Source organism: Companilactobacillus sp. FL22-1 (assembly GCF_043951805.1).
GTDB lineage: Bacteria > Bacillota > Bacilli > Lactobacillales > Lactobacillaceae > Companilactobacillus.
This window is the reverse complement of record NZ_JBINJY010000011.1, coordinates 48,171-75,154: the sequence shown is the minus strand read 5'-3', so window position 1 is coordinate 75,154 and position 26,984 is coordinate 48,171. Positions and strand designations below refer to the sequence as shown.

Annotated in this window: 24 protein-coding genes; 13 read left to right on the top strand and 11 right to left on the bottom strand. The window is 36.7% G+C overall.

Annotation, left to right across the window (positions count from 1 at the left end; translation table 11 throughout):
* Positions 1-79: 79 nt before the first annotated feature.
* The gene (locus tag ACG72T_RS10085; protein WP_395266085.1) at positions 80-1,411 is read right to left on the bottom strand and encodes a C1 family peptidase; all 1,332 of its coding nucleotides are present in this window, start codon (positions 1,409-1,411) and stop codon (positions 80-82) included.
* A 50-nt stretch (positions 1,412-1,461) separates the two neighbouring features.
* Here ACG72T_RS10085 and ACG72T_RS10080 point away from each other — a divergent pair, with 50 nt between their 5' ends.
* Complete coding sequence (locus ACG72T_RS10080) at positions 1,462-2,133, top strand: type 1 glutamine amidotransferase (RefSeq protein WP_395266084.1); 672 nt, start codon at positions 1,462-1,464, stop codon at positions 2,131-2,133.
* A gap of 186 nt (positions 2,134-2,319) precedes the next feature.
* On the opposite strand, the gene ACG72T_RS10075 is transcribed toward ACG72T_RS10080, so the two are convergent.
* From ACG72T_RS10075 to proC, 6 genes are all read right to left on the bottom strand, one after another.
* The gene (locus ACG72T_RS10075; protein WP_395266083.1) at positions 2,320-3,312 is read right to left on the bottom strand and encodes an ornithine cyclodeaminase family protein; all 993 of its coding nucleotides are present in this window, start codon (positions 3,310-3,312) and stop codon (positions 2,320-2,322) included.
* The gene (locus tag ACG72T_RS10070) at positions 3,309-4,193 is read right to left on the bottom strand and encodes a sulfite exporter TauE/SafE family protein (RefSeq protein ID WP_395266082.1); all 885 of its coding nucleotides are present in this window, start codon (positions 4,191-4,193) and stop codon (positions 3,309-3,311) included. The genes ACG72T_RS10075 and ACG72T_RS10070 overlap by 4 nt, the downstream gene beginning before the upstream one ends.
* 11 nt (positions 4,194-4,204) lie before the next feature.
* The gene (locus ACG72T_RS10065; RefSeq protein WP_395266081.1) at positions 4,205-5,017 is read right to left on the bottom strand and encodes a TrmB family transcriptional regulator; all 813 of its coding nucleotides are present in this window, start codon (positions 5,015-5,017) and stop codon (positions 4,205-4,207) included.
* A 239-nt stretch (positions 5,018-5,256) separates the two neighbouring features.
* A complete protein-coding gene (locus ACG72T_RS10060) occupies positions 5,257-6,441 on the bottom strand; it encodes an acetate/propionate family kinase (RefSeq protein ID WP_395266080.1) in 1,185 nt (394 codons plus the stop codon).
* 81 nt (positions 6,442-6,522) lie between these two features.
* Positions 6,523-7,125: an ECF transporter S component gene (locus ACG72T_RS10055; RefSeq protein WP_395266079.1), complete on the bottom strand. Its 603-nt coding sequence runs from the start codon at positions 7,123-7,125 to the stop codon at positions 6,523-6,525.
* Between the two features lie 164 nt (positions 7,126-7,289).
* Positions 7,290-8,057: a pyrroline-5-carboxylate reductase gene (gene proC / locus ACG72T_RS10050; protein WP_395266078.1), complete on the bottom strand. Its 768-nt coding sequence runs from the start codon at positions 8,055-8,057 to the stop codon at positions 7,290-7,292.
* A 129-nt stretch (positions 8,058-8,186) separates the two neighbouring features.
* Between proC and ACG72T_RS10045 the strand changes: the two genes are divergently transcribed.
* A complete protein-coding gene (locus tag ACG72T_RS10045; protein ID WP_395266077.1) occupies positions 8,187-8,903 on the top strand; it encodes a DUF975 family protein in 717 nt (238 codons plus the stop codon).
* A gap of 114 nt (positions 8,904-9,017) precedes the next feature.
* Here the strand turns inward: ACG72T_RS10045 and ACG72T_RS10040 are convergent, their stop codons facing one another.
* Positions 9,018-9,545: a GNAT family N-acetyltransferase gene (locus tag ACG72T_RS10040; protein ID WP_395266076.1), complete on the bottom strand. Its 528-nt coding sequence runs from the start codon at positions 9,543-9,545 to the stop codon at positions 9,018-9,020.
* Between the two features lie 17 nt (positions 9,546-9,562).
* On the bottom strand, positions 9,563-10,321 hold the full coding sequence (locus tag ACG72T_RS10035) for a MerR family transcriptional regulator (RefSeq protein ID WP_395266075.1): 759 nt from the start codon (positions 10,319-10,321) through the stop codon (positions 9,563-9,565).
* Between the two features lie 132 nt (positions 10,322-10,453).
* Here ACG72T_RS10035 and thiD point away from each other — a divergent pair, with 132 nt between their 5' ends.
* The 6 genes from thiD to cydC all read left to right on the top strand — a co-directional run bounded on the left by thiD (position 10,454) and on the right by cydC (position 18,527).
* Positions 10,454-11,266, top strand: a complete 813-nt coding sequence (gene thiD / locus ACG72T_RS10030) for a bifunctional hydroxymethylpyrimidine kinase/phosphomethylpyrimidine kinase (protein ID WP_395266127.1) — start codon at positions 10,454-10,456, stop codon at positions 11,264-11,266.
* A 28-nt stretch (positions 11,267-11,294) separates the two neighbouring features.
* Positions 11,295-12,260 (top strand): hypothetical protein, encoded by a 966-nt coding sequence (locus ACG72T_RS10025; RefSeq protein WP_395266074.1) that lies wholly within the window; start codon positions 11,295-11,297, stop codon positions 12,258-12,260.
* Between the two features lie 348 nt (positions 12,261-12,608).
* A complete protein-coding gene (locus ACG72T_RS10020; RefSeq protein WP_395266073.1) occupies positions 12,609-14,051 on the top strand; it encodes a cytochrome ubiquinol oxidase subunit I in 1,443 nt (480 codons plus the stop codon).
* The gene (cydB, locus tag ACG72T_RS10015; protein ID WP_395266072.1) at positions 14,048-15,061 is read left to right on the top strand and encodes a cytochrome d ubiquinol oxidase subunit II; all 1,014 of its coding nucleotides are present in this window, start codon (positions 14,048-14,050) and stop codon (positions 15,059-15,061) included. The genes ACG72T_RS10020 and cydB overlap by 4 nt, the downstream gene beginning before the upstream one ends.
* Positions 15,061-16,791 carry a thiol reductant ABC exporter subunit CydD gene (gene cydD / locus ACG72T_RS10010; RefSeq protein WP_395266071.1) on the top strand — a complete coding sequence of 577 codons (1,731 nt, stop codon included), beginning with the start codon at positions 15,061-15,063 and terminating at the stop codon, positions 16,789-16,791. The genes cydB and cydD overlap by 1 nt, the downstream gene beginning before the upstream one ends.
* Positions 16,788-18,527, top strand: a complete 1,740-nt coding sequence (gene cydC / locus ACG72T_RS10005) for a thiol reductant ABC exporter subunit CydC (RefSeq protein ID WP_395266070.1) — start codon at positions 16,788-16,790, stop codon at positions 18,525-18,527. The genes cydD and cydC overlap by 4 nt, the downstream gene beginning before the upstream one ends.
* 328 nt (positions 18,528-18,855) lie before the next feature.
* On the opposite strand, the gene ACG72T_RS10000 is transcribed toward cydC, so the two are convergent.
* Positions 18,856-19,827 carry a polyprenyl synthetase family protein gene (locus ACG72T_RS10000; RefSeq protein ID WP_395266069.1) on the bottom strand — a complete coding sequence of 324 codons (972 nt, stop codon included), beginning with the start codon at positions 19,825-19,827 and terminating at the stop codon, positions 18,856-18,858.
* Between the two features lie 87 nt (positions 19,828-19,914).
* On the opposite strand from ACG72T_RS10000, the gene ACG72T_RS09995 reads away from it, so the two are divergent.
* A complete protein-coding gene (locus tag ACG72T_RS09995; protein WP_395266068.1) occupies positions 19,915-20,829 on the top strand; it encodes a 1,4-dihydroxy-2-naphthoate polyprenyltransferase in 915 nt (304 codons plus the stop codon).
* Here the strand turns inward: ACG72T_RS09995 and ACG72T_RS09990 are convergent.
* Complete coding sequence (locus ACG72T_RS09990; protein WP_395266067.1) at positions 20,819-22,024, bottom strand: acetate/propionate family kinase; 1,206 nt, start codon at positions 22,022-22,024, stop codon at positions 20,819-20,821. The genes ACG72T_RS09995 and ACG72T_RS09990 overlap by 11 nt on opposite strands.
* A 124-nt stretch (positions 22,025-22,148) precedes the next feature.
* Between ACG72T_RS09990 and ACG72T_RS09985 the strand changes: the two genes are divergently transcribed.
* The 4 genes from ACG72T_RS09985 to ACG72T_RS09970 all read left to right on the top strand — a co-directional run bounded on the left by ACG72T_RS09985 (position 22,149) and on the right by ACG72T_RS09970 (position 26,933).
* Positions 22,149-24,065: a hypothetical protein gene (locus ACG72T_RS09985; protein ID WP_395266066.1), complete on the top strand. Its 1,917-nt coding sequence runs from the start codon at positions 22,149-22,151 to the stop codon at positions 24,063-24,065.
* A 60-nt stretch (positions 24,066-24,125) separates the two neighbouring features.
* Positions 24,126-25,058 carry a glycosyltransferase family 2 protein gene (locus ACG72T_RS09980; protein WP_395266065.1) on the top strand — a complete coding sequence of 311 codons (933 nt, stop codon included), beginning with the start codon at positions 24,126-24,128 and terminating at the stop codon, positions 25,056-25,058.
* Between the two features lie 129 nt (positions 25,059-25,187).
* A complete protein-coding gene (locus ACG72T_RS09975; RefSeq protein ID WP_395266063.1) occupies positions 25,188-25,775 on the top strand; it encodes a TetR/AcrR family transcriptional regulator in 588 nt (195 codons plus the stop codon).
* Positions 25,776-25,784: 9 nt separating this feature from the next.
* Positions 25,785-26,933 (top strand): cation:proton antiporter, encoded by a 1,149-nt coding sequence (locus ACG72T_RS09970; RefSeq protein ID WP_395266062.1) that lies wholly within the window; start codon positions 25,785-25,787, stop codon positions 26,931-26,933.
* The last annotated feature ends 51 nt before the right edge of the window (positions 26,934-26,984 follow it).

Here is a 26,984-nt window from a genome sequence, read left to right as displayed (position 1 = left end):
TCAAAGTAACTTCTAAAAATACCCTCTGATTTTTGAATCAGAGGGTATTTCATACATAAATATCATTTTTATTGTTTTTCTAAGCTAAAGCATCCCAAGCTGGCAAAACAACAGGTTCTTGTTCATATTCAGCCACTTCTTCTTTAGTCAGATACTTTTTATTGATCACAAGGTCATAGACATATTCGTCAAACCATTTTTGATCCATCACAAAGTATCCTTTAACACCATTTTCTTCGCCCCAAGAATTTTCAACCTTCCAGCGGTTAGGCTGTCCCTTGATGAGATTGACGCCGGTGATCGTCATTGCATGTGAGACTTCGCCTTCAAAATAATCTAGTCTTTGGGCCTTAGTCATTGCAGAGTCAATTCCAAAGACTTGGTCATATTGATACAAATCGCCTAACAGATAACCTTTCTTGCGGTCAGAATCAGCCAGCACATCATTGCCGAACCAAATTGGATTATTGCCCTTTAATTGTTCTATTGCAAGCTCTTGCAAACGTTCCATTGGCAAATTCAAAAAGCGCTGTTGAAAACCTCCAACCATGTTGTCCTCGGTATCGATCGAATAAACTTGATGGTATTTTTTGTTGGATTGTGGAGAATTAACTACGTCCGCGTAATCATTTAAGTTCATAGTGAAATAACGTTTGAGAAATTCGAGTGGCGTAATCTTATCTTCAGCAATCAACTTGCCATCATCTGTTTGTAAGGACAATTCAAAGTCAGTTGGGGGAACGCCAAAAGAATAGACGCATAACTTGTATACTTCGGCTAACATTTCCTGAACCCTCTGATCGAGTTTGGACTCGGTGACTTTATCTTGGACTAATTTTCGCAATTCAATCGCATTTTTACGCAACAATCTGCCTATTGTATCATCAAATTCAGTCGTATTATTAGAAACTGTCGTTTCCGGCATCACATAATTAGGAACGACGCCATACTTTTGAATTAAATTAGCAGCATTTTGCCATAATCCACCATCACCATTAGGACTAGTCAATAATGAATTTACCTTACGGTCTTCAATTGGCAAGTTTGCCGTCTCAATAATCTCTTGATAAAAATAATTGCTCTTTTCCAATCGATCCCAAAATGAAAGATAGTTTTGAGACAATTCAAAGTCTTTTAAATTATTTTTAGTGGCAAATTCTGTCCGCAAAGTATTCAAAGCTGCGAATAACCAGCAGCGTCCCGAATGCTTCTGATTCGAGACCTTTCCAGTGTCAACCGTGATATTAAAAGACGGATTCAAAATCGTCTTTGCTTCAGGATTCTCTGTCGCAGCGTAGATACCTACCTGGGCAACAGAATTTTTCAAAGCATTATTCGTTACATCTTGATTTAAGTTCTGTCGAAAATCTGCTAAAATCTCTTTATTGATTTCTTTTGTCAATTCAATCACCTCGTTGTTAAACTATATTACAACATTTCTAATTATATTGGAGAAAAATTATGTCTGAAGTTATTAAAATTGCTTATTTGTATGAAGATTTAATGAATACCTATGGAGATAGCGGCGATGTTAAAATCTTAAGCTTCCTTCTCAAAGAACAAGGTTACGAAACCCAAGTTGACAATATTAGCTTGAATATGGAATTTAATGCTTTCGATTATGACTTTCTCTTCTTCGGTGGTGGTCAAGATTTTGAACAATCAGTAGTCGCCACTGATATTCAAAGACATCGCCAAACCATTAAGGACTACATCGAAGCAGATAAACCTATGCTTTGCATCTGCGGCGGTTATCAATTTCTTGGCAAATATTACGAAACTAGCAGCGGTCAAACTATCCAATGCTTAAACATATTACCGTTACATACGGTCTTCAAAGCTGATAGCCGCATGATCGGTGATACCGAATATAAGACTGAATGGGGAACTGTACGTGCTTTTGAAAACCACAGCGGTCGGACTTATTTTGACGATAAGAAGATGCTCAAGCCATTCGGTCAAATGATCGAAGGTTATGGTAATAACCCTGATGAAAAGCAAGAAGGTATGCGTTACAGAAACGTTATAGGAAGCTATTCGCATGGTCCTATTCTTAAAAATGAAAACGTTGCTCGAGCAATTGCCGACAAAATTATCGTTGCTCATAAGGAACGCGTTGGCGTTACAAATTAATATAACGGTTGAAAAAGATTTTTACTTTATGAAAAAGCCTCACTAGTCTGGTGAATATACCAGAACAGTGAGGCTTTTATAATTTAATAACTAATAAATCAAACACTTCCATATTCCATTTATTAATTAAAAAGTGAAATTTTATAACATCTAATAACACAACACAATTTTAATAAAAATGAATCGCTAATTTAACTGTATTCCAATTTGTTTTTGTAAGGCTAAGCGAACTATCCTATCTGCCACAACCACGTCCAGAGCTGCTGTTCCAACGGTCTTAAAAATTGTAATATCCTTCTTATTTTGACGTCCGGTTACCTCACCATTTATAAGTTGACCAAGTTCCCCAGTAATATCATTTTTTGAAATTACACCAGTTTTTAATGGCGTAATAATATCACCAGCTTCAGCCAATACACCATCATTTGTATCCACAAAGATTTCTTTAGCTCTTATTAAGGCAGCTTCTGGAATTTCATGCATTTCTTTGGTATAAGCACCTACTCCATTAATATGAGCTCCATCTTTGATCATATCACCGTTAAATGTTGCCTTACGAGAAGTTGTGACAGTAGTAATAATATCGACTTCTTTTAGAACACTGTTTATTTCGACAATGCTTTCAAATGTTGTTGTAAATTTCCCTGAAAACTTTTCTGTTGCTTCATCACAGAAAGACTCCGATCGCTTCTTATCAATATCAAAAACATAAACCCTTGTAAGATTTCTTACAGTTAACATTGCCTCTAGTTGTGACATTCCTTGACCGCCTGTACCTATCAGCAAGGCAGTTTTAGAATCCTCATTCGAAAGAAGCTCTGTTGCAAGACCTTGCACCGCTCCTGTTCTTAATTGAGTTAAATATGTTCCATCCAAAACAGCATTTACAATTCCAGTTGTTGCATCTAATACAATCATAGTTGCTGGAACACTTGGTAACTTCTTGCTAATATTTTCGGGATATACAGAAACAATTTTTTGACCTAAAGCTGGTTTATCACCACTAACATAACCAGGCATGTACAAACTTTGACCACTATGTTCAGCAATGTCAATGTTGGTTCGCAAAGGAATATTTGCTTTTCCCAATGAATATAAACTCAATGCTTCTTTATCTGCATCAATTGCGTCTCTCATTGTGAATACTTTCTTAATATCTGCTGCTGATAAATAAATCATTCTTTTACCTCCTCAACATTTTCCTTCTCATTTTTGTTCCCTAAATAAAGTGAAATTGCTGAGTATAATAAAACGGCTACAACAACCCACTGAATAATAGCCGTATTTAAACTCTTAACTAGAAAGACGGCAATTAGAACACCAATAATACCAAAAACAGAAAACATTGTAATTTTTCTTGAATAGTCATTTAATTTAATAAATTGCATACTACCAATAGATACTGAGAAAGTACAACCACCCATCATTATTGGGAAGGCAGCAACTGGATTCATCCCCATGGCATATACAGTTGCCATAGTTAATGCATATGATCCAATACCGATATTATTTAATGCTCCGAAAATAAACATCAGAACACCTGTCACAATGAGTTTCCAACCATATAACTCTGTTGCAGTTCCATTTGAAGGAATTAAACCAAACTTACCACCAAGAATTAAAGCAGTGGCTACCAGTAGACCCACTATAACAAAATTTCGAATAATTCTTTCAGAAAGCTTAACAACAAATCGAGGTCCAATATAAGCACCAATCACTTGGCAGATAATACAAACTAGTAATGTCTTAATACCAACAGATATGTTAGTAATATACGCTAAAGACATAACAAATACTGGAATAACACACTGTGTATTCAAGGTTCCTGGCAATTTTTTCATTGTAACCCATTTTGCTTTAGGATATAGAGCAGTGGAAATTGCAAAATCTGAAATTCCAAATGTTGAAAGAAAATAAATAAATATCTGTGAAATTGGTGTCCAAATATTATTGGCCGGTTCGGCTAAAACTTCACTTTTATGTTTCCATAAATCTTTACCAAGCATAAAAATATATGTAAAATTCACTACAATAATCGCACCTAATAGAAAATAGAGCATCTTGTTTTACCTCATTTTTCATCAAAATAGATATTGCGAACTCCTTCTAAATCTTTACCAAACACTTTTTTAGCTTCTGCATCCAAAAGTGACAACGTTCTTAAATTATAAGCATCATGTAATACATATTCCTGAGCTAAAAAAACCATTGAGCTATTTTTTGTCGTTACTACACCTGTATTAGTTGCCTTATTAGGTAGTTTCCCGTAAGTAACTTCATTTCCATCACTTACAATATTGATCCACCTGCCGCCATAATCCAAAGTTTTATCCGATTCAAAAAGATGCTTATAAAATCGATTAAATGGTAATGAATAACTATTGTGATTACTAAACAATATAACCACAAATTTATGTAACCGCTTTTCCGCATTTGACAATGCACTGATAATCTCAGGAGATAAGTCCTCTGAATAAATTTGGACAAATAATGATTTCTCAGCATTGTTTATTTGGTAAAGAACTTTTTCAAACACCTGCGCATATGAATCAATTAACCAAATTGACTCTGGTTTTGTGACAGTTCCTAAATCTTTTAATGAGACCTCGATATCATCTATATGTTCTTTACTATCATTCTTCAATTTACTAATTAATTCTTTCACAGGTAAAGACTTATAGAGTGGTGTTTCATCAGCAGATTTCAAAACTAAACCTTTATCCTCTAATGAAGATAACAAGTTATAAATTTTAGAACGTGGAATCCCTGATAATTTACTAATCTTATAACCTGTCGATGCGTCCATCTGTAACAGTGTTATATAGACCTTGGCTTCGTTATTTGTTATTCCAAAATTATTTAGTAAGTTAATTTCTCGATCCATTTTTGTACCTCTCAAGGATAGTAGCTACCATCTGTGACTACTATATAACCTCATATTAATTTTGTCTATTATTTTGTGATTTTTTTCTCTATATATTTCTCACAATATTTTAAATGTGCTTACTCCTATTTATGTTTTGGCCCATAAAATATCTATAAAAAAAACACCACCAAAATTATCCAGTAGTGTTTAAACCCAAATTTAAAATTAAATTTTTTAAAAATAAACTTTTAATCTAATTATTGTAAGGCTGCCACTTGGCGAACCATTGCTAATTCTTCATCAGTCGGAATCAATAATACTTTGATTGCTGAGTCAGGACCGCTAATCAAGCCTTCATTACCAGCTTCATTTAGCTCAGGGTCTAGCTTGATATTGAAGATTGATAATTCATCAATAATTTGTTGACGCAATTCTAAATTGTGCTCACCGATACCACCGGCAAAGACTAACGCATCAGCACCATGCAATTCGGTTAAATAGCTTCCAGCATACTTAACGATACGGTTGATAAAGATTTCGATTGCAAGTCTGGCCTGTGGATTCGTTTTTTCTTGAGCTTTTATCTCACGCATATCAGGTGAAATCCCTGAAACGCCTAACAATCCTGACTTTTGATTCAATAACATCATAATTTCATTAGGATCAGTTACTTTTAATTCCTGCATTAAATATGGAACTAAAGCTGGATCAAGATCTCCAGCCCGTGTTCCCATCGTCACGCCAGTCAATGGTGTAAAGCCCATTGAAGTATCAAAAGCCTTGCCATTCTTAACCGCTGCGAGTGAGGCTCCACTACCTAAATGCATAGTTACTAAATCCAATTGATTCTTATCTTTTTTCAACAGTTCAGAAGCTCTACCTGTGAGATAGCCATGAGAAATTCCATGCTCACCATAGCGCCGAATCTGATATTTCTGCGTAATTTCATAAGGCAAACTGTAGATAGCATTCTTTTCAGGTAAATCAGTGAAAAACTGACTGTCAAAAACGGCATACTGCTTTACGTTTGGCAAAGTCTTGGCCATCGTCTCAATTCCCTTAGCCTCCATTGGATTGTGCAAGGGAGCGAAATTACTTAGAGCCTTTATTTGTTTCAAAACTTCTGGCGTTACTTCTACCGCCGATTTGAAGACTTGTCCACCAGCTACCACACGATGTGCCACCGCTGTGATCTCATCTAAATCTTGGATTATTTCTAAACGTTGTAGCTCGTCAAATACCATCTGAGCCGCTTGTTCTTGGCCTAAATTATCGACCGTCGTTTGATACTTTTGATGATCGCCATACTTTATTGTAAAAATTGAACCTGGCATACTGATCCGTTCTACTAAACCGCTTGCCAAAACAGTCTCCGCAGGCATTTCAAACAACTGCCATTTTAACGAAGAACTTCCGGCATTGATGACTAATGTTTTTTGCATTGAAATCACACTCCTACATAATAGAATACCGAATTTTCTGAAAATATGCTGTTACTTTTACTTTATTTGCTATAAATCTACTTAATTGTCTAAAAATTTGTTAGATTTCAAAATAGCAGTTGAAATTGCCGGAGCTAAAATAATAGCAACGACCATTTCTGGTATTCCATTAGTACCAACGATTACGAGCAGAACTTTATTCAAAAGATCTGTTTGAGTGGCATAAGCTTGGGCCATCGCACTGGCATACATTACTCGCATCAGTCCCAAAACAAGGATGGTATTCGTCAAGGAACCTACGGCAGAGGCGACTGCCATTCCCAAAACCTTTTTGGTCGTATGCTTCTTAAACCACAAGTAAATTAATCCCGCTAATAGTCCCACCATAATTCGGGGTAAAACCGCGACGATTGGATTAGTGAAAACAGTTGTATCGATAATCGAAGTGGGACTGGTGAACGCACGAACCATCGTTCCAATACCCCAGACCAATCCTACGATTGCGCCATCCCTTGGTCCTAAAACGATTGCCGCTACAATAACTGTAATATGAATGATAGTTATGTTGATGAAACCGGTTGGGATAAAACCTAAAAATGGCACCATTGACTGGACAAAAATTATGGCAATCAAAATGCCCAAAATTGCCGTCTTATAAGCGTTTCGCTTTTGCAAAATACACATACCCCACGTTTTTGAATTTTCCTTAATTTTAACCGATTTTCTAATCGTGGACAAAAATAACCACAAATTAACTATGACTATTTTTTATAGCAGTTATAACGGAAAAAGGAATTTGGGACAGAGCTGATTTATTTTTTGATCATGCAATGTAAGGTTGTAGCATTTTATTCATTTTCGGCCGCATCAACTGCTTTGATTACAGCGTTTCTAAAGCCGTATTCTTCGAGTGCTGCGACACCACGAATAGTTGAACCACCTGGAGAAGTAACTTCATCCTTCAAAGCTGAGACATTGAGATCGGATTGTTTAGCTAACTTACTAGCACCGATAGCCATACCGATTGCAGCTTCATAGGCTAATTTTCGATTCAAGCCATGCTTTACACCCGCATCACTCAAAGCTTCAATGAAGACATCTAAAAATGCAGGTGAACAACCAGCAACTGTGCCCAAAATACCAAGTTGATCTTCCGGAACTTCAACTAATTGTCCCGTATAACCAAGTACCGAAGCAACTTTCTTCTTGTCGTCGTCAGTAAAATCGTCTGAATAAGTAATTCCTGTAAATCCAGCCCCTACTTTCACAGGAGTATTAGGAATTGCATGGGCAACTTTTACTGCGCCTAAAACTTGTTTCAAATGAGTTACTGACGCACTGCCTGTGAAGGCCACCACCAATTTATTTTCAGCAATTTCCTTTAGTTCTCTTAAGACACTATCCAAAGCGTCTGCACCGACTGCGATAAAGATAATATCCGTATCTGCTAGTTGTTTGACCTTCTTGACCATTTGAAAGCCCAATTGGTCATACAACAGTTCTGTTCGATTAGAACGACCACCTTTAACAATAATTTCGTCAGCGTTATAGCCATTCTTTACTAGACCCGTTATAACGGCTCCACCAATACTACCGGCACCAATAAATCCAATCATGAGATCCTCTCCTTTAATACAGGTTATTAATCAGATTATATAATAATTCAATTATAATTTAAAAAAATCTATATCTATCTTAAATTCATTACGGTATCCTAAATGTAAAATATCAAAGAGGAGGTTGTCATGAAAACATATAAAACTAGAGCTGAATTGAAATTTGAAGTCAAAAATCTGCTAAAAGGCCATTGGAAACAGGCTATCCTGCTTTATTTGATCCCACTGATCATCTACTTAGGAAACATGTACTCTTCCCGTTCCCAAGTACGGACTAACTTTTTCAACGGTAGTAATTATTTCTTTGAAACTGTTACAGACTCGGTCATAAAGCCAGGTATCATCGGCTTCATCGTGACATTAGTATTCTTAATAATTAACCTTTCAGCTAATTTCAGATCGTTAGATTGGCTAGAAGATCCACAACTTACATTTGATCCTCTGAAAAGTAATTTCACTTATTTCAGAAATCCTGACTGGTGGAAATTAACATTACTCTACATATTGATCAGTATTTTTACTTTCCTCTGGAGTTTATTACTTATTATACCGGGAATCGTTAAAGGCTTAGCTTACTCACAGACTTACTTTGTTTACAAAGACTTCAATGATCGCGGCTTGGCAGATAATTATTCTCTAACCGACTACATCAATAAGAGTCAGGAACTAATGATTGGTAACAAATGGCGCTTCTTCGTCCTCCAATTAAGTTTTCTAGGTTGGCTTATAGTTGGTGCCATCACTTTTGGAATCGGTTATATTTGGATCTTACCATACTACAAAATCACGTTAGCTAATTTTTATCGTGACTTAGTCGAAAAGAAATCTATTTCAAATATTAACTAAAATCCCGTAGTTGCTTCGATAAAAAAATCCCAGTGGATCGACCTTTAACGGTAGCTGATCCACTGGGATTTTTAATTATTTCAGAATTAAGTGCGGTTTTTGAACTAAGCACTTTTAATGCACGATGGCATAAAGATTTGCATCATGAAATTTGCCATTGGAAAATATTTCATCTTTCAGTAAACCTTCCAAGTTAAAACCAACCTTCTTGGCAACTGCATTGCTAGCTGTATTTTCAACCTCAGCCAACAGTTTAATTTTATGCAATTTCAGTTCTAAAAAGCCAATCTCTAACAACTTCTTTAAGCACGCCGTCATAACGCCGTTACCTTGATAGTCTTTACCCAACCAATAGCCGACTTCTGCTCGCTGATTATCGAAATCTATATTATGCAAGTCAATCATTCCGACAGCTTTGCCACCAATTAAGATACTAGCATTCCAAAATTTCTTTTCATTCATCCGCTCTTGAGAATAGATTAGAAATTTTTCTTCATCACCAACTGACTTCATCGCCTCGCCCCATGGCAGAAACTCAGCCAATTGTGGACGGGTCTTTTCTATTTGTGAATACAAACTTTTCGCATCGTCTGGTTCAACTAATCTTAACGATACATTTTCTAAAACTTGCCACTGCTCCATTAAAATCACTCCAGTAATTATTTTGTGTACTGGTATACCACATCTCTTAATAATTTAGCAACTGGGGTCTGAGCTTTATCATCGTAATAATCACTGAACCGTTTATCAGCTAAATACATATCAACTAATCCTCGATGTGCACTGACCGTATATTTGGTCCAGGAGAATTCCAGCCAACGTTTATGAAGCTGATAAACTTCTTTCGCTAGATTTGAATCTAAATTAGGGTGCTTCTTCAATTCAATTAAGTCACTGATCAACTTGGCTTCAGTTTGTTGCATCTTTTGAAAATCATCTGGAGTCATCTCCGTAAATTTTTGATTGCTTTGTTTCACGACTGCTTCTCCATATTTAGCTCTAATTTCTGAACCATACTTGGCCTCGTTATCGGCCAATTGTTGAGTTTTAAAGGCCTGAAATTTCTCTTCATCAGTCATCTTTGGTCCTCCTTGATAATTTTGGATTGTTTGATCAATATTTGTCAGGAGATTATTGATTTCAGTTTGTTTAGCCTGTAGCATTTCTCGTTGCTTTTTCAATGCCGTTAATTGTGAAAAATCCGGATCTTCCATAATTTGCTTGATGGTTTTTAGGGGCATTCCTAAAGCACGATAAAACATGATCTGCTGTAATTTATTTACATTTTTTTCATCATAAATACGATAATTATTTTCATTCACTTTTTGTGGTTTCAACAAGCCGATCTGATCGTAATATCGTAATGTCCGTGTACTAATACCAGCTAAACTAGCCAATTTTTTAATTGTATAATTCATAAATATCTCTCCTAACAAAGTGCATTTTAAAGGTTAACGTCGCGTCAAGGTCAAGTAAAGCTTGCAAAAATTAACCACTTTTTTCATAATCCCTGTTAAGATAGGAATTAATAATTAATTAAGTGGGTGACTATTTTGAACGAATTTACTCAAGTATTAACAATTGCAGGTTCTGATTCGGATGGAAGTGCTGGTGCACAAGCCGATCTAAAGACTTTCATGGCTCGTGGCGTATATGGAATGTCAATTTTGACCGCCGCTGTTGCTGGTAACTCATACGGGATCCATGACAGTACTAACATGCCAATCAGTTTTATCAAAAGTGAGTTTAAAGATATTAAAGATGACTTTAAAGTTTCGGCTTTTAAAACTGGTATGTTATCTGATTCCAGTATCATTAATACCGTTGCTGAAGAAATAAAAGATAAGCCTTTTGGAAAATTTATTCTCGACCCAGTTATCATTACAAAGCATGGAGCTATGTTGCTTGAGAAGGAAGCCTACCAAACTTTGCTTGATAAGTTGTTCCCATTAGCTGATTTGATTACTCCTAATTTTTATGAAGCTCAAAAATTATCAGGACTTGAATTAAAAAATAAAGAAGAAATTGTTAAGGCTGCAAATAAATTACGCAATTTAGGTCCAAAAAATATTATGATAAAGGGTGAACATAGTGACGATTCAATTAGTAACGTTGAAGACTACGTTCTCTTAGAAGATGGCCAATCATTCTGGATCTCGAAGCCTTATATCAAGACTGATCACATCAACGGAACTGGTGACACACTCTCATCATGTATCGTTGCTGAAGTGGCTAAGGGTAAAAGTATGGCTGAGGCTATTAAAATTGCAAAGACATTTACTTACAATGCTATTAAAAATGAAATTGCGGTAGGACATAAATATGGTCCTATTAACCATTTTATAAAGGATGATATACAATAGTATTGGTTAGTAAAACTGGAGGTTAATTATGGTAAGAATAACAAAAATTTCTGCCGGAATTTTATTACTTATACTATCAATTGTTTTAATGATTAAATCAGGTTTTGAGGGCTTTATTGCGGCCTTAGTTGGTACCGGTGCTATTGGTGGTGCTGCGGGAATCTTGATGGCAATCACTTACATCATCGCTGCAGCAATTTATATTTTAACCAATCGTACTTACAGCATCGTCCCTGATATTGTTAGTTTCATCATTCTCATCCTCGGTGGTTTGATGGGAATTTTCAATGCCAACCTGCCTGGTGCGGGATTTTTAACTATTTGGGCTTGGGTCGGTATAGTTATTGGGGCAATCGACTTAGTTATCGTAATCATCGACATGATTATCAACCCTGTCAGTGATGAAGATCAAACACCAACTCAAGAAGATCAATTTGCTAATCCGGCAAATAATCAAGGATTCAACCAACAAGCTCAATTCAATCAACCAAATAACTTTAATCAACAAAATTATGGCAATCCAAATCCTTACCAAAATGGTAACCAAGGATTTAATCCTAACCAAGGTCAAAATCCTAATCAATTCCAAAATAATCAGTACAATCAATTTGGTCAGCCAAATAACTTTAATCAACCGCTCAACAATAATCGTCAACCAATGAACCAAAACGGTAATTTCAACAATAATAATAACCGCAATCAGCCAATGCCAAATAACGGTCAAATGAATCGTAATTTCAATAACCAAAATTACAATGGCTACAACAATCAGAATCAATATCCAAATATGCAACAACCGATGAATCAAAATCGAGGACAAAACAACAATAACTTCCCTCGTCCTCAAGCGAATAATCAATTCAACGGCAATAATCAAAATCAATATAATCCTAATTTCAACCAAAACAATCAAAACTTCAATCAACCACAAAATCCTAATCAACAACCAAACCAAAATGGATTGAGTCGGACAAGAAGTCGTGGTCGTCACTAAAGAAAAGTAAACTTTTAAATCGTTTAGATAACCAAAAGGGCATACCAGAAATTTCCATTCTCTGGTATGCCCTTTTTTCCTCGTAATAAAATAATTTTTCCACTAATTGAATACGATTACATTGTCGTAAAATATTCTTATTAATATTGATAAGCACAACTTTTTAAATCGACTATATTGTAAGTGTGAAGTTAAATGCTGATTTATTTTTATGATTAAATGGTCTCAAAAACATTCCTGTTTACTAAAAAATTTTCACAAGCATAATATGTTGCGAAATAAGTTAATTAATCATATGATAAATCTGTATATATGGGTTTAAATTAATGTTTTAAGGAGGTTATTACCATGCTAGGTGTTGGTTTAAGCATTGTCTCTTTGGCACGTTTTCAATTTGCAATGACAACCGTCTTCCACTTCTTCTTTGTTCCATTTTCAATCGGAATGGGTTTTCTCGTTGCTATCATGGAAACAATCTATGCCGTTAAGAAAGACAAAGTTTACTTAGATATGGCAAAATTCTGGGGGAAAATTTTCCTACTAAGTTTTGCTGTTGGTATCGTTACTGGTATTATTCAAGAATTCCAATTCGGTATGAATTGGTCCGAATATTCACGTTTTATGGGTGACGTATTCGGTGCTCCACTAGCTATTGAAGCCTTACTTGCATTCTTCATTGAATCTGTCTTTATTGGTATTTGGATGTTCACTTGGGATCGTTTCAAACCAGGTGTTCACGCCTTTATGATTTGGATGACTTCAATTGGTACTATGTTATCAGCAATTTGGATCCTGGCTGCTAACAGTTTTATGCAACATCCTACTGGCTTTAAAATCAACAATACAACTGGTCGTATTCAATTGACTGACTTCGGATCCGTTGTTGCTAATCCTCAATTGTGGAGAGTCTTTCCACACGTTATCTTGGCTGCCTTTATGACTGCTGCGGTCGTTATAACGGGAATGAGTGCTTACGGTTTACTTCGTAAGAAGAAAAATGAAAATCTATTTTTCAAGAAATCATTACGTTTTGGCCTTTGGGCTAGTTTGATCTTTGCTATTTGTTCCGCTGTTGCCGGAGATTTTCAGACACAACAGATCATCAAGGATCAACCGATGAAATTTGCTGCTACTGAAGGTATCTATGAAGATACTAAAGATCCCGCTCCTTGGACAGTAGTTGAATTGATCGATGCTAAAGATCATAAAGCTAGTGGCCAACTAGAAGTACCTGGAGTCTTAAGTATCTTGGCATATCACAAGCTCAGTGGTTCTGTTAAAGGTATGAATACCATTAACAAAGAACTTCATGCTAAATACGATAAGAAATTCGGCAAAGATATGAATTACTACGTCCCACCTAAGACCCTATTTTGGAGTTTCAGAGTGATGACTGGTATTGATGCTTTAATCTTGTTGGTATCAATTGTCGGATTGATCTTCTCACGTAAGAAGAAAGATACGATTGAAAATCACAGATGGATGCTACTTGTTCTAGGAATTTGTATTTGGGTTCCATTTATTGGTAATTCTGCTGGTTGGTTCATTACTGAATTTGGCCGTTACCCATGGATCGTTTACGGACTATTCACAATTGCCCAAGCGGTTTCTCCAACTTCAACTGTAGCAAGTCTGTTATTCAGTAATATCGTATACTTATTGCTCTTTACCTTACTTGGTGGCGTTATGGTTTGGTACAGCAGACAAACTCTTCATCACGGACCTTATTATGAAGAGGCTGACTCCAAGCAAAACGTCGATCCATTTGCAAAGGAGGCCTTTGGAAAATGACACTCAGTACACTTTGGTTCATCGTAATCGGACTTCTATTTGCTATCTTCCTTTTCTTGGAAGGATTTGATTTCGGAGTCGGCATGTCGACTCGCTTCCTAGCTAAAGATGAAGAAGAAAGAGATGCTATCATGTCGACTATCGGACCTCATTGGGACGGTAATGAAACTTGGTTAGTTACAGCTGGTGGTGCAATGTTTGCATCGTTACCAATGTGGTATGCATCATTGTTCTCAGCTTATTACATTCTTTTCTTGCTCGTCTTAGTTGGTTTAATTTTACGTGGTGTTTCATTTGAATTTCATAAACATGCAGAAACAAAATCTGGTAAGAATCTTTGGATGTGGGCTTTCTTTGCCGGAAGCATCATCCCACCATTCTTCCTATGCATGATCCTCTTAAGTATGGTTCAAGGTATTCCTATGAATGCTAATGGTGATGCCTTCCCTAAGTTCTTCGATGTTGTTAACTTACTATCGATCGTTGGTGGCGTTGCTGGCGTACTTCTTTCATTGGTACACGGCTTAAACTTCATCAGACTCAGAGTTGAAGGTCCACTGCGCGACCGTGCTCGTAAATTGAATAAAATCCTTTATCCAATTCTTTTCTTAGGTGAAGTAGTCTTTGCAGTTCTAGTCTTTTTGCAAACTGACTTCTTTACTAAGAGATTTGCATCATCTTTAATCATCACAGCTTTAATTGTTTTATTCTCACTATTGGGCTACTATGGAGTTCTAAAGAATAGAGAAGGTTGGAGCTTCGTTGGTAGTGGTTTATCACTCAGTATGGTCATTGTTCTCTTATTCAATGGTCTATTCCCAAGAGTTATGATTGCTACAAACCCTGCCCACAGTATTTTGATTAAAAATGCTGCTAATTCGCAATATACTTTGACGATCATGACAATTGTCGCATGTATATTAGTCCCAATCGTGGCCATTTACTTCATTTGGTCATACTCTCTATTTACAAAGAGAATAAATCCAAGAGAGAATACGGTGAAATATTAATGATTGATAAGCGTTTATTTCGCTTACCAGGAACAAAAAAACTACTTCTAATGCTTGCAGGATTAACTCTCTTGCAAGCATTTGTTGTTTTATTCCAAGGTAAGTATTTAGCAGAAGCATTAGTAAATTCGTGGAATCAAAAGTCCTTACACACGATCATTTACCCGATGATCCTCTTTGCAGTGGCCTTCATTCTGCGACATCTCTTTAACTTGATCAATACTAAGATCGTCGAAAGTTATGCCGGTAGAACTTCAGAAACGATTCGGGCAAAACTACTTGAAAAAGTTTATGATGCTGGTCCTGAAATGATCTCTGAAGAAGGTACTGGTAATTTAGTGACGTCTTCTTTGGACGGAATCGATCTAGTTGAGAACTACTTTAAATTGATCTTCACCAAAATGATGAACATGATGATTATTCCTCCAGTCCTACTGATTTATATCTATACACAAAACATCGCCTCAGGAATAACCCTAACTATTATCGTGCCTTTAGTTATCCTCTTTATGATCATCTTAGGCTTGGCAGCGCAGTCGAAAGCTGATGCACAATATGCTCAATACACGATCCTATCGAATCACTTCTTAGACGCACTTCGAGGATTACCAACTCTAAAAATGCTGGGTCTAAGTAAGCGCTATGCTAAAAACATTTACACAGTTAGCGATGAGTATCGTCGTCGAACGATGAATACTTTGCGCATTGCGATCCTTTCAACATTTGCCCTCGACTGGTTAACAACGCTAGGCATCGCTATTTTAGCCGTCTTCTTAGGCCTAGGGCTGATCAACAATAGCTTTCCATTGTTTCCCGCTCTAGTAACACTGATTTTGGCCCCAGAATACTTCTTACCTTTGCGTGATTTCTCCAATGACTACCACGCTACTCTAAATGGGAAAAATGCTCTAAATTCAATTTTTGAAATTCTAGAACGTCCTACTGCTCCAGACACAGAAACACTCTCCAAACTCGACTGGAACAAAGATAGTTCTATCACAGTCCAAAATTTAGAGTTCACTTATAAGGGCTCTAATCAAACTGTCAGCCTTGATATTGACCAATTGAAACTCTCTGGTTATCAGCGCATCGGTGTCATCGGCAAATCTGGTTCTGGTAAAACTACTCTGATTCGCACGATTGGAGGCTTTTTGATACCAGACAAGGCCCAGATTGAAATTAAACAGCAAACTGTCCCTAATTTCAAACAAGCACCTTGGCAACAACAATTGACTTTCTTACCGCAGTCACCTTACTTGTTCTCTGGCTCTATCGCTGAAAATATTGCTTTCTACCGTCCTAAAGCTTCGCTTGATGAGATTAAACTAGCAGCACAAAAAGCTGGCTTAGAGGAGTTTATTAGCACTCTCACTGATGGTTATCAAACAAAGATTGGTGAAGGAGGACGGGGAATATCCGGTGGTCAACAACAGCGTATTATGTTGGCAAGAGCCTTTCTAGCCGACGACCGTCACGTTCTAATTTTCGATGAACCAACGGCTCATCTAGATATCGAAACCGAGTACGCCCTCAAGAAGCCAATGGAAAAATTATTCGAAAATCATTTGGTCATCTTTGCCACCCATCGTTTGCATTGGATCAAAGAGATGGACTACGTCATCGTTATGGACAATGGTCAAATTGCTGAACAAGGTACCCCTGACCAACTTAAACAGCATAACGGTGCCTATTCTCAACTAATTGAAAATATGCGAGGTGATCAACTATGAATTTCTTTAAAACCTTCAAACACGATACTTGGGTCAAACCTTATATCAAGCAATATAAAGGCTTGTTGATCACTGCTTTGACTCTGGGTTTTTTGACTTCATTTTGTGCTGCCGCCTTGATGTTTACCTCTGGCTATACGATCGACAAAGCGGCGACTCATCCGGTCAACATCTTGCTGATCTATGTACCGATCCTTTTAACTAGAGCCTTTGGTATCGGTCGACCTGTTTTCAAATATATCGAACGTTTAAAGAGTCACAATTGGGTCTTGCGAGTTACTTCTGATTTGCGCACGAGACTCTACAAAACACTGGAAAGCGACGCTTCATTTTTTACTGAACATCATAAGACAGGCGATATCATGGGACTCCTATCCGAAGATATCAGCCATCTTCAAAACTTATATTTAAGAACTATTTTTCCTTCAGTCATTTCTTATTTACTTACGATTCTCGGTTCTATCGCTTTAGGCGTCTTCAATCCCTCATTTGGATTCTTTGTCTTCTTATTACTATTCATCGAAGTCTTTTTAGTACCGTTAGCTTCTGTCTCGATTGAAAGTGCCCGGCGCACATATCAAAAAGAGGTCAAAAGTAAACTCTACGTTCAATTGACCGATAATGTTTTAGGCGTTGACGATTGGGTTATTTCAGGACGTAAGAATGATTTTAAGAACTTAGCTAGTCAAAATATTCAAGACTTAGATACTTCAAAAAACAAGTCTAAGTCGTTTAGACGTAACCGTGACTTCTTCTTACAACTTATTTTCGCTGCCATTGCGATTTGTTTCTTGATTTTCACTAACTTAACTATGACCCATAATCAAGAACAGGCTAACTTCGTAGCGGCAGTTGTTCTAGCTATCTTCCCACTATCAGATACTATTATTCCCGTCAGCCAAGGTTTCGAGGAATGGCCTACATATAAAGATTCGATCCTACGTTTGAATACGATCAAACCAGTAAAAAATTCCTTACCTAAACAAGTCTCTCTTAATCCCAAAGACTTCACTTCCTTAACACTGGATAATATCACTTTTGAATACGATGCTGATTCTCCAATCCTCATCAAAAACTTCTCACAGAAGATTAAAAAAGGTGAAAAATTGGCGCTCTTAGGTCCTAGTGGGATTGGTAAAACTACTATCCTGCAATTGATCTTAGGCGATTTATCACCGCAACAAGGACAAATTCGGATAAATGATTTCGACATCTCCCAAGTTCAAGCTAGCCGTGAACAACTCTTTTCCGTCCTAAATCAAAAACCATTTCTTTTCAATACCACATTGATGAATAATGTTCGACTAGGTAATGAAAGCCGTTCTGATGCTGAGGTCAAGAAGGCTATTGAAAGAGTTGGTCTAAAAGATCTAGTCGAGTCACTACCAGATAAATATAATACGATTGTCGGCGAGAACGGTTCACGTTTCTCCGGTGGTGAACAAGAAAGAATCGCTTTAGCAAGAATTCTCTTACAGGATGCTCCGATCGTCCTCTTAGATGAGCCGACAGTTGGTTTGGACCCTATCACTGAAAACGACCTTTTGGAGACCTTCTTCAGCGTTTTACAAGATAAGACAATCATCTGGGTAACCCATCATTTACAAGGTATTAAACATGTAGATCACGTCATTTTTATGAATAGTGACCAAATTGAAATGCAAGGTTCACCGAAAGAGCTTTATCAGACTAATGAACATTTCAAAGAACTGTATCAAATGGATCAAGGAATTTAACCGTTATAACGTTATATGAGATAGTTTGATGCTTTTCTTCAAAAGGAAAAAAGGACTCCTTAATAGAAGTTTTTGAAGTGCACCCTCTGTATAGACAATACGAAGGGTGTTTTTCTGTGGCTAAAAATTAAAACTCTGAACAATTGCAATGTATAAATTTGGAACTGGCAGTACTATAATCTGCGGCAAAATCAGAGTAGCATATAATGCCTTGCTCCAATGTTTCTCTTGAAGAATTGGTAAGAAAAAAGCACCCTACAAGAGGATGCTTTTCATACAAAAACTATTATTTGACAAAGAGCCAAAATTAATGGCGACTCTTTTATTATTATTTAATCCGATTGATCAGTCTCTTAACCACGGCCTGAAGGGCTTTTTGACTATTATTTTTAGGTAATTTTGCAATTTCATCGATTGCCCGACGAGTATAACTGCGGGCAATATCCTTGGCCTGATTTAAATATCCATCGTCAACCACAATATTAGTAGCTGTCATGACATCATTTTGTTGTAATGCTTCTTGCGATAAGATTCTAATCAATTTTTCATTACCAGCCTCTAAGCCCAAAATATAAGGTAAAGAATAAACGCCATTTTTTAAATCTTCGTGGGAAGGTTTACCGATCTGTGAAGTATTGCTGAAATCGAGAATGTCATCAATAATTTGAAAGGCCATGCCAATGTCATAGCCAATTCCTTTGCACCAATCGATCAATTCTTGATCACCGCCGCTGACTATTGCTCCCATCGCACCACTCAAACTGAATAATTCTGCCGTTTTTCCAGAAATTTCATTTAGATACATCTTAGTGGTTGCCTTAACGTTGAAATTGATCAGCATCTGATCTAACTCACCGACTAAAATCTTTTTCATACTTAAAGCATTTCTCAAAATATCATTATTATCACTTAAATTTCTCGAAATAAGTTCAAAGTAAAGGGTGAATAAGTAATCTCCAGCATAAATTGCATTCCGACGTCCGTATTTTGTATGAATCGTCGGTTGCGAACGGCGTAACGGTGAATCATCGATTACATCATCATGAATCAAAGTAGCCACATGCAAGATTTCCAGCGAAGCGGCTAAAGGAATTAGTTCTTGGGTTGTTCTTTTCTGGGGACCAAAATCACTAAACAACAAGAAAAAGGCTGGACGCAACATCTTGCCGCCAGAAGTTAAATCTTTAATCATTGAAGTTATCTCAAGGTTATTAATATTCACTTGCTGGTGAATAAAATCTGTTGTTTGATCTAGTTTACCCGCCAGTTGCGGATAACTTTTCCATATCGTATTAGCCATAAAAAGTATCTCTTTCCCCTGTATACCTTTGTGTATTCTGCAAATAATTCTATAATAGAAATTATCAAATCCAAAGGACTGATTCTATTGAAACCATCTGTTTTTTTCGAGCTTGTTGAGATCAAAGCTAAAACTGCCAGTATCTTCCCATTTCTCATGGGAACCCTGTACTCATATTATCACTGGCATTCAATAAACGCTTTAGATTTGATTCTCTTCTTTATCGCCATGTTCTTATTCAACATGGCTGTAGATATTAACGATAACTATTGGGATTACAAAAATGCCACTGGTGTCGAAAGTTTCCGTCGTAATACCAATGTCATTGGTGTAAATCACCTAAATATTCACTTGATCGGTTGGCTGGATTTTTCATTCACAGCTATCGCTGCAATTATTGGACTATTCATTGTTTCTCGAACCGGTTGGCCTCTTTTAGTGATGGGTTTATTCTCTTTTGCAGTTGGTTTTTGTTACGCTGGCGGTCCTTGGCCTATCAACCGTGGTCCCTTCGGTGAATTCTTTTCAGGTTTCACCATGGGTTTTGTCATTTATTTAATTGCGATTTATATTAATGTGGTCAACAATCCGACCGTAATATTAACTTTCAACTTCTACGGCGATGCCTTATTGTCATCTTTGCTGACCGTCTTTGCCATTTCCAACTTATTGCTAGCAAATAATATCGCCGATCAACAAGAAGATCTGGATTTAGGACGTAAGACTATCCTCTACTACTTGGGTAAAGATAATTCAATTTTTATTTTAAAATCACTATATGTTTTAGGTTACTTAGCTCTAGTCTGCTCAGTCATTCTGGGAATTTTACCTAAAATGATGCTTTTAACATTCTTAATCGCGCCTGTAGTCTATAAAAATGCCAAAGCTTTCAGCAAGAATCCTATCAAAAAGAAGACTTTCCCTTTGATAATCAAGAATCTCTTACTGATCACTTTGACAGAGACGGTGACATTTATTTTAGGAGTTATTTTTAATTTTTAACTCCGTCAAGCAATTTCGCAAAATCATATGTATCTTGAGCAATCATTAATTCTTCATTGGTTGGAATCGTATAAGCGTCAATAGTTGAATCATCAGTCGTAATCTTAATTTCCTTGCCACGAACTTGGTTGTTCGTTTGGTCGATCTTCAAGCCCATGAATTCAAAGCCACTGAGAATGTCTTCACGCACTTCAGCTGAATTTTCACCAACACCAGCGGTAAAGGCTAAGATGTCGACACCACCCATTTCCGCCATGTATGAGCCGATATATTTGATGATGCGGTTACGATACATCTCTAAAGCTAATTTAGCCCGAGTATTGTTATCTTCAACCGCTTCAATATCACGCATATCAGGCGATACTCCAGAAATTCCGAGTAAGCCAGATTTATGATTCAAAATATCGATCATATCATTGACATCACTGATTCCTAATTTTTTCATTAGGTATGGAACTAGTGAAAAGTCAATGTCTCCACTTCTGGAACTCATCATAATACCGGTCAGCGGTGTGAAGCCCATCGAAATGTCAAAGGCTTTACCATGCTTGATAGCACTGATCGAAGCACCACTTCCTAAATGCAAAACGATAACGTTCTTATCTTGAATACCGCCATCAACGATTTTTTCAAGTCTTTGAGCAATATAACGATGACTCGTACCATGGGCGCCATAACGGCGAACATGGTATTTTTTATAGTCATCTAAATCAACACTATAAATATAATTTTCCTTAGGAATATCAACAAAGAATGAAGTATCAAAAACAGCTACTTGAATGGCCTTAGGAACTAGTTTTTTGAAAACATCGATGAAATAGGCTTGAACCTTATTATGTAGTGGTGCATATTCAGATAAATCTTCAATTTTATGTAAATTAGAATCATTAATGATTGCAGACTTTTTGAAATCTTCTCCACCGGCAACGACTCGATGACCAAAAGCGACGATATCTTCGAATCTATCAATGATCTTCATATCCTTGAGTGCGTCTAAAACTGCTAGAACCGCAACATCATTTGACTTGATTGCTTCTTCGCGCTCGATTTTTTCGCCTTTGTATTTCAATTTAAAAACTGATTTGGGACTACCCAAACGGTCGATCATTCCCGAAGCAATTGTTGTTTTTTCAGGCATTTCAAAAAGTTTCCACTTCAAGGTGGAGCTACCTGCATTTATAGCCATAATCTTCATACAAAAAACTCTCCTTTTTTTGGTCTAGGTACTATCTTCAAATAGCTTCATATCAACTTTACACTAATATAAAAAAATGCTACTCTTTAAACTATTATAAGTCTTTTTATGGGGGAATTCATTCGTGAAATTTTTAGACATACTACGCAAAATCGATGAGAAACCTGAGCAACCTTCAGCACCTGCTCAAACTTCTCCTACGAAGGACGAAAATCCTAAACCAGATACCGCTTCAACAACTGATAAACCAGCAGTTGCTACTCAAGCTGAAGATAAAGAAGAAAATTTACCTGTTTCAGTTCATGATAAGCGTATCAAGATTGAAGAGCAAATGAATGACCTATCTCATCAGTATGCTCAATTGAGAAATAATCTCAAGACAAACCTTTTTACCGAAAAGGATGACTTCGAAGCCAAAAAAGAAACTTTAGACAAATATTTGGCAACTTTGAAGCGTGATGAGAAAGAATCAAACGATAAGTTAGCTGATACTAAGGCGCAAAACGATGATGCTGCTAAAGAACATCTAGCTAGTGTCAACGCTGATCGTAAAGAACAAGAAGAAAAACTAGCAAGTTTACAGTCAGAATTAAGCGACTTGAATTCCGAAATCAACTCCCAGACTGCTCATCTTGAATCATTACAAAATGATTTGGCTAAAAACGAGCAATCTGAAGCTGATTTATCAACTTCACTAAAAGAAGAAACTGATTTACAAAAAATGATGGTTTCGATGGAAGAACAAAAAACTGCCATCAATAAACTTTATGCTGAAAGAAAAGAATTGAAGAGCCAAATCAATCGCTCTCAAGAAGATATTACGAAACTTAACAGCCAAGCTGACGGATTAAATAAAGATATCAGTAAAGTTAATACTAAGATTAACGATTTGAAACAAAAAGCTAATGAGATCAATGACAAGATGACAAGCGATCACAATTATCGTGTCGAAACAATCGCTGGACTCGAACGCCATATTCAAAGTCTTGGTGAAGAACACGAGAAGATCGACGGTGAACTCAAAGAAGTTAACGACAATATCGATTACATCAGTAATTACATCAAAGATGTTTTCCATTCAGCTTATTTGGTTCGTGATGTTTACTTAGACAAAGACAAAGCTTATTACGTAGCCGCCGATAATTTTGATTCCGATGCCGCTAAGAATGACTTCTTTGGCATGATCAACTATTTGGAGACAAAACTTCAAAGTCCTGTCACAGTGGTTTCAACTTTTTACAACAATCATATTCATGAAATTATTGATGCTAAAGCCAAAGCTAACCACTTGCCTATTCCTAACGTGATTAACTTATTTGACCAATTGCAAGCAAGCGACAATCCTACCGATAAAAAAGTTGCCATCCCTGAAAATGACAGCTGGGTAACTCGAACTGATGTTGAATCGCAAGATACCTTTATCTATGACCAACAACAGACATTACTTATGACTGTCGAATATTTCGATAAAATAATCGATCGTATCAACTATTACAAGAATGACCAGATTGTTAAGACTAATATTTACAACAGTAAGGGACAATTATCATCAACTCAAACTTTCAATAAGAACAAAGATATCGCTGAACAACACTTCTACCGCACCGATGGTTCAATCGTATTAACCGTGATTTTTGACAAGGGTCATGCTAACAGCTATCAACTCTTCGATAAGAATGGCTTGTTGGAACATGACTTTAATGAAAAATCTGAATTAATTACTTGGTGGCTAAAGAGTATCTCACCAAATACGGAAGATGTCGTCTTTGTCGGTAATAATTCTGACCTGCTTTACCAATTGATCTTGAATGTGAATAGTATTGACAGCGAAAATACAATCCGTCTCTTCCAAGATGTTGTCAAAAATATTTCTGCCGTTATCGATTTGATTGATAAAAATAATGATATTAAAGATATTTTTGTCCAAACTGATGATGACCTACATGAAATTGAAAATAAGACAAATCGTGATATAAGTGTTAGTGTTATTAATACGACAAGTGATGGTAAACTAGCTCTTCCAGAATCATTAAAAGTTTAATTTTTTAAAACGCTCATTCGTGAGTGTTTTTTTCTAACTATTACGAAAGTGAACAATTAAATGAAAACAATCTCAATTATTGTGCCGTGTTTCAATGAACAAGAAACTATTCAAATTTATTACGACGCTATGACGAAGTTGAAAGAACAAACTAATAAGTTCAATTTAGAATATTGGTTTGTAGATGATGGCTCCAAAGATAGTACTTATACAATTTTAAAAGATTTACAAAAGGCCCACAGTGACGAAGTTCACTTCATTTCCTTTTCACGTAATTTCGGTAAAGAATCTGCCCTATACGCTGGTCTCAATGAAGTTACCGGTGACTATATCGCCGTTATGGATGTGGACTTGCAAGATCCTCCTGAAATGTTACCCGAAATGTTCGACATTCTCGAACAAGGCGAGTATGACTGCGTAGGAACTGCTCGAATGGATCGTGAGGGTGAAAATAAAATCATCTCCTTCTTCTCAGAAGGTTTCTACAAAGTTATCAATAAGATGTCTCAAACCAAGATTATCCCTGGAGCCAGAGACTATCGTTTGATGACTCGGCAAATGGTTGAAGCCATCAAATCTATGACCGAATACAATCGTTTCTCTAAGGGAATTTTTAGTTGGGTCGGCTTCAAGACTAAGTACTTACCTTATAAGAACCGTGAACGTTCAGCCGGATCAACTTCTTGGAATTTCTGGAAGTTATTCAAATATGCGATCACCGGTATCGTCGATTTCTCTGAAGGACCATTGATGTTTGCAACTTGGATGGGAACAATCTTTTCGATCACTTCGATAATCGCAATCATTGGTATTATCATTCGCAAGTTCATCTATCCTTTGAGTAGTGTCAATGGTTGGGCATCAATTGTCTCAATCGTCTTACTAATCGGTGGAATCCAACTTTTGAGTATTGGTATCTTGGGTGAATATATCGGTAAAATTTTCTTGGAAGTTAAAAAACGTCCAATCTATATCGTTAAAGACAAGAAATAATTGCAGAGTACTTTGTCGTAATTGATAGAGTCTCTGCTTTTTTCATTTCCAAGTGAAAATTATCATGTGATAAGCCACTTGCATTAATATATAATGTATACGAATAGACTAAGGGTGGGTTATATAAAAATGAATACACGAGATCAACAAGCTGAGAATACCAAGAATGCGATTCTGAAGGTTGCTGCTGAAATGTTTTTATCTCAAGGATATCAAGCAACTTCAACGAGAAAAATTGCTCAAGAATTGAACATTACACAGCCAAATATGTATCACTACTATAAAAATAAAAAAGTTCTTTACGTAAAATCGCTTGAGTATGCGATGAGTGGTTTTAGTGATAACTTGTTAGCTGAATACAAAAGCCATAAAGAATTACCATTTGAAGAACTTTTACTATATATGTCACAGTTCATGATTGAAAATTTTCGGATCAATTACTTTGTTATGCGAAACGACATTGCCACCTTCTTTACTGACGAGGAACGTAAAGATATTGGCCAAAATTGGGATGGTGGATATTACAAAGTACTTTTTAATATTTTTCAATCTCACAAATCAGAACTCCGATCTGACCTTGCCATTCCCGTTCAAGTCGGAACTTTTTTAACGATGTTACTCCCTTACATTGAATACAATGATGCCAAAAGGAAGCGTAATATTGCCAATCTCACAACGATTATCAATATTTTTATCAATGGCATTAAGAAAGAATAGGACTTTGCCATGGAATTTTTAACCCTTTTAGCATTAATGCTTTTTTTGACTCTAATCGTCAGTCACCTCTTCAATCGCCTAAATTTACCAGCGGTTGTCGGTCAGCTAATTCTAGGGGTTATTTTGGGCAAAGGTGTACTCAATATCATTAAACCAACGCATGAAGTGGAATTATTTGCGGACATTGGCGTCATCTTATTAATGTTCTTGGCTGGACTAGAGAGCGACCTGAAGCTTTTACGCAAACATCTCCTCCCTAGTATCAATGTAGCCATCTGTGGCGTTATTTTACCCGTTGCTTTGACCTTGGGAACGGCGCTGATTTTTGGTATCAACTTGAAAGAAAGTATCTTTATGTCAGTCGTCTTTGCGGCCACTTCGGTATCCATTTCCGTCGAGGTCTTAAAAAGTTTGAACTACCTATCCAGTACCTCTGGCACAGTGATCCTAGGAGCCGCGGTCGCAGACGATATCTTAGCTATCTCCATTCTAAGCGTTATGTCAGGGACTTTGACTGGTGACTTTTCGCTCAAAAAAATCCTGTTACTACTAGCAATGTGGGTCGGTTTTGGAATTATTATCGTTATTCTACACAAATGGGTCATTCCCGAATTAATGAAATTAGCTGACTATATCGATGCTACTCACGCCAAAACCATCTTTGCTTTAGTGATCTGTTTAGCTTTGGCATTTTTTGCCGACAAAGTTCAACTGGATTCAGTGCTTGGAGCTTTTGTGGCTGGAATTGCCGTTTCTAACGCGGCCGATTACGACCCTCAAGTCAGCCGCAATATCGAATTGATCGGTTATGCAGTCTTTATCCCCATTTTCTTCATCAGTATCGGATTGAATTTGGAATTTAACAGTTTCTTACATGACTTTTGGCTGATTGCCTTATTCACGATCACAGGTATCATCGGTAAACTAATTGGGGCTGGTTTTGGTGCCAGAATCTCAGGTTTCAATTTTAAAGACGCTTACGTTATCGGTTCAGGAATGATCTCTCGAGGTGAAATGGCACTAATCGTTGCCCAAGTAGGCTATGGCGTCAAGTTGTTATCAGAAGAATATTACTCAGCTGTCATTATCAGTATCATTTTAATCACGATCATTGCACCTTTTTTCTTGAAGCATTCGATCTCTCGAAATCCTTTATAGCATATAATTTTTCCAAAACGCAGTAACGATATATAATGGTACCGTAAACAT

Bases quoted from the DNA above. Each gene is read 5' to 3' on its own strand.
- ACG72T_RS09970 (WP_395266062.1), top strand. From the start codon at position 25,785: ATGGAATTTTTAACCCTTTTAGCATTAATGCTTTTTTTGACTCTAATC.
- cydD (WP_395266071.1), top strand. From the start codon at position 15,061: ATGATTGATAAGCGTTTATTTCGCTTACCAGGAACAAAAAAACTACTT.
- ACG72T_RS10060 (WP_395266080.1), bottom strand. From the start codon at position 6,441: ATGCAAAAAACATTAGTCATCAATGCCGGAAGTTCTTCGTTAAAATGG.
- ACG72T_RS10075 (WP_395266083.1), bottom strand. From the start codon at position 3,312: ATGATTTATTTATCAGCAGCAGATATTAAGAAAGTATTCACAATGAGA.
- ACG72T_RS09990 (WP_395266067.1), bottom strand. From the start codon at position 22,024: ATGAAGATTATGGCTATAAATGCAGGTAGCTCCACCTTGAAGTGGAAA.
- ACG72T_RS10000 (WP_395266069.1), bottom strand. From the start codon at position 19,827: ATGGCTAATACGATATGGAAAAGTTATCCGCAACTGGCGGGTAAACTA.
- ACG72T_RS10065 (WP_395266081.1), bottom strand. From the start codon at position 5,017: ATGGATCGAGAAATTAACTTACTAAATAATTTTGGAATAACAAATAAC.
- ACG72T_RS10080 (WP_395266084.1), top strand. From the start codon at position 1,462: ATGTCTGAAGTTATTAAAATTGCTTATTTGTATGAAGATTTAATGAAT.
- ACG72T_RS10055 (WP_395266079.1), bottom strand. From the start codon at position 7,125: ATGTGTATTTTGCAAAAGCGAAACGCTTATAAGACGGCAATTTTGGGC.
- ACG72T_RS10020 (WP_395266073.1), top strand. From the start codon at position 12,609: ATGCTAGGTGTTGGTTTAAGCATTGTCTCTTTGGCACGTTTTCAATTT.
- cydB (WP_395266072.1), top strand. From the start codon at position 14,048: ATGACACTCAGTACACTTTGGTTCATCGTAATCGGACTTCTATTTGCT.
- ACG72T_RS10035 (WP_395266075.1), bottom strand. From the start codon at position 10,321: ATGAATTATACAATTAAAAAATTGGCTAGTTTAGCTGGTATTAGTACA.
- ACG72T_RS10040 (WP_395266076.1), bottom strand. From the start codon at position 9,545: ATGGAGCAGTGGCAAGTTTTAGAAAATGTATCGTTAAGATTAGTTGAA.
- cydC (WP_395266070.1), top strand. From the start codon at position 16,788: ATGAATTTCTTTAAAACCTTCAAACACGATACTTGGGTCAAACCTTAT.
- ACG72T_RS10070 (WP_395266082.1), bottom strand. From the start codon at position 4,193: ATGCTCTATTTTCTATTAGGTGCGATTATTGTAGTGAATTTTACATAT.
- ACG72T_RS10045 (WP_395266077.1), top strand. From the start codon at position 8,187: ATGAAAACATATAAAACTAGAGCTGAATTGAAATTTGAAGTCAAAAAT.
- ACG72T_RS09975 (WP_395266063.1), top strand. From the start codon at position 25,188: ATGAATACACGAGATCAACAAGCTGAGAATACCAAGAATGCGATTCTG.
- ACG72T_RS10025 (WP_395266074.1), top strand. From the start codon at position 11,295: ATGGTAAGAATAACAAAAATTTCTGCCGGAATTTTATTACTTATACTA.
- ACG72T_RS09980 (WP_395266065.1), top strand. From the start codon at position 24,126: ATGAAAACAATCTCAATTATTGTGCCGTGTTTCAATGAACAAGAAACT.
- proC (WP_395266078.1), bottom strand. From the start codon at position 8,057: ATGATTGGATTTATTGGTGCCGGTAGTATTGGTGGAGCCGTTATAACG.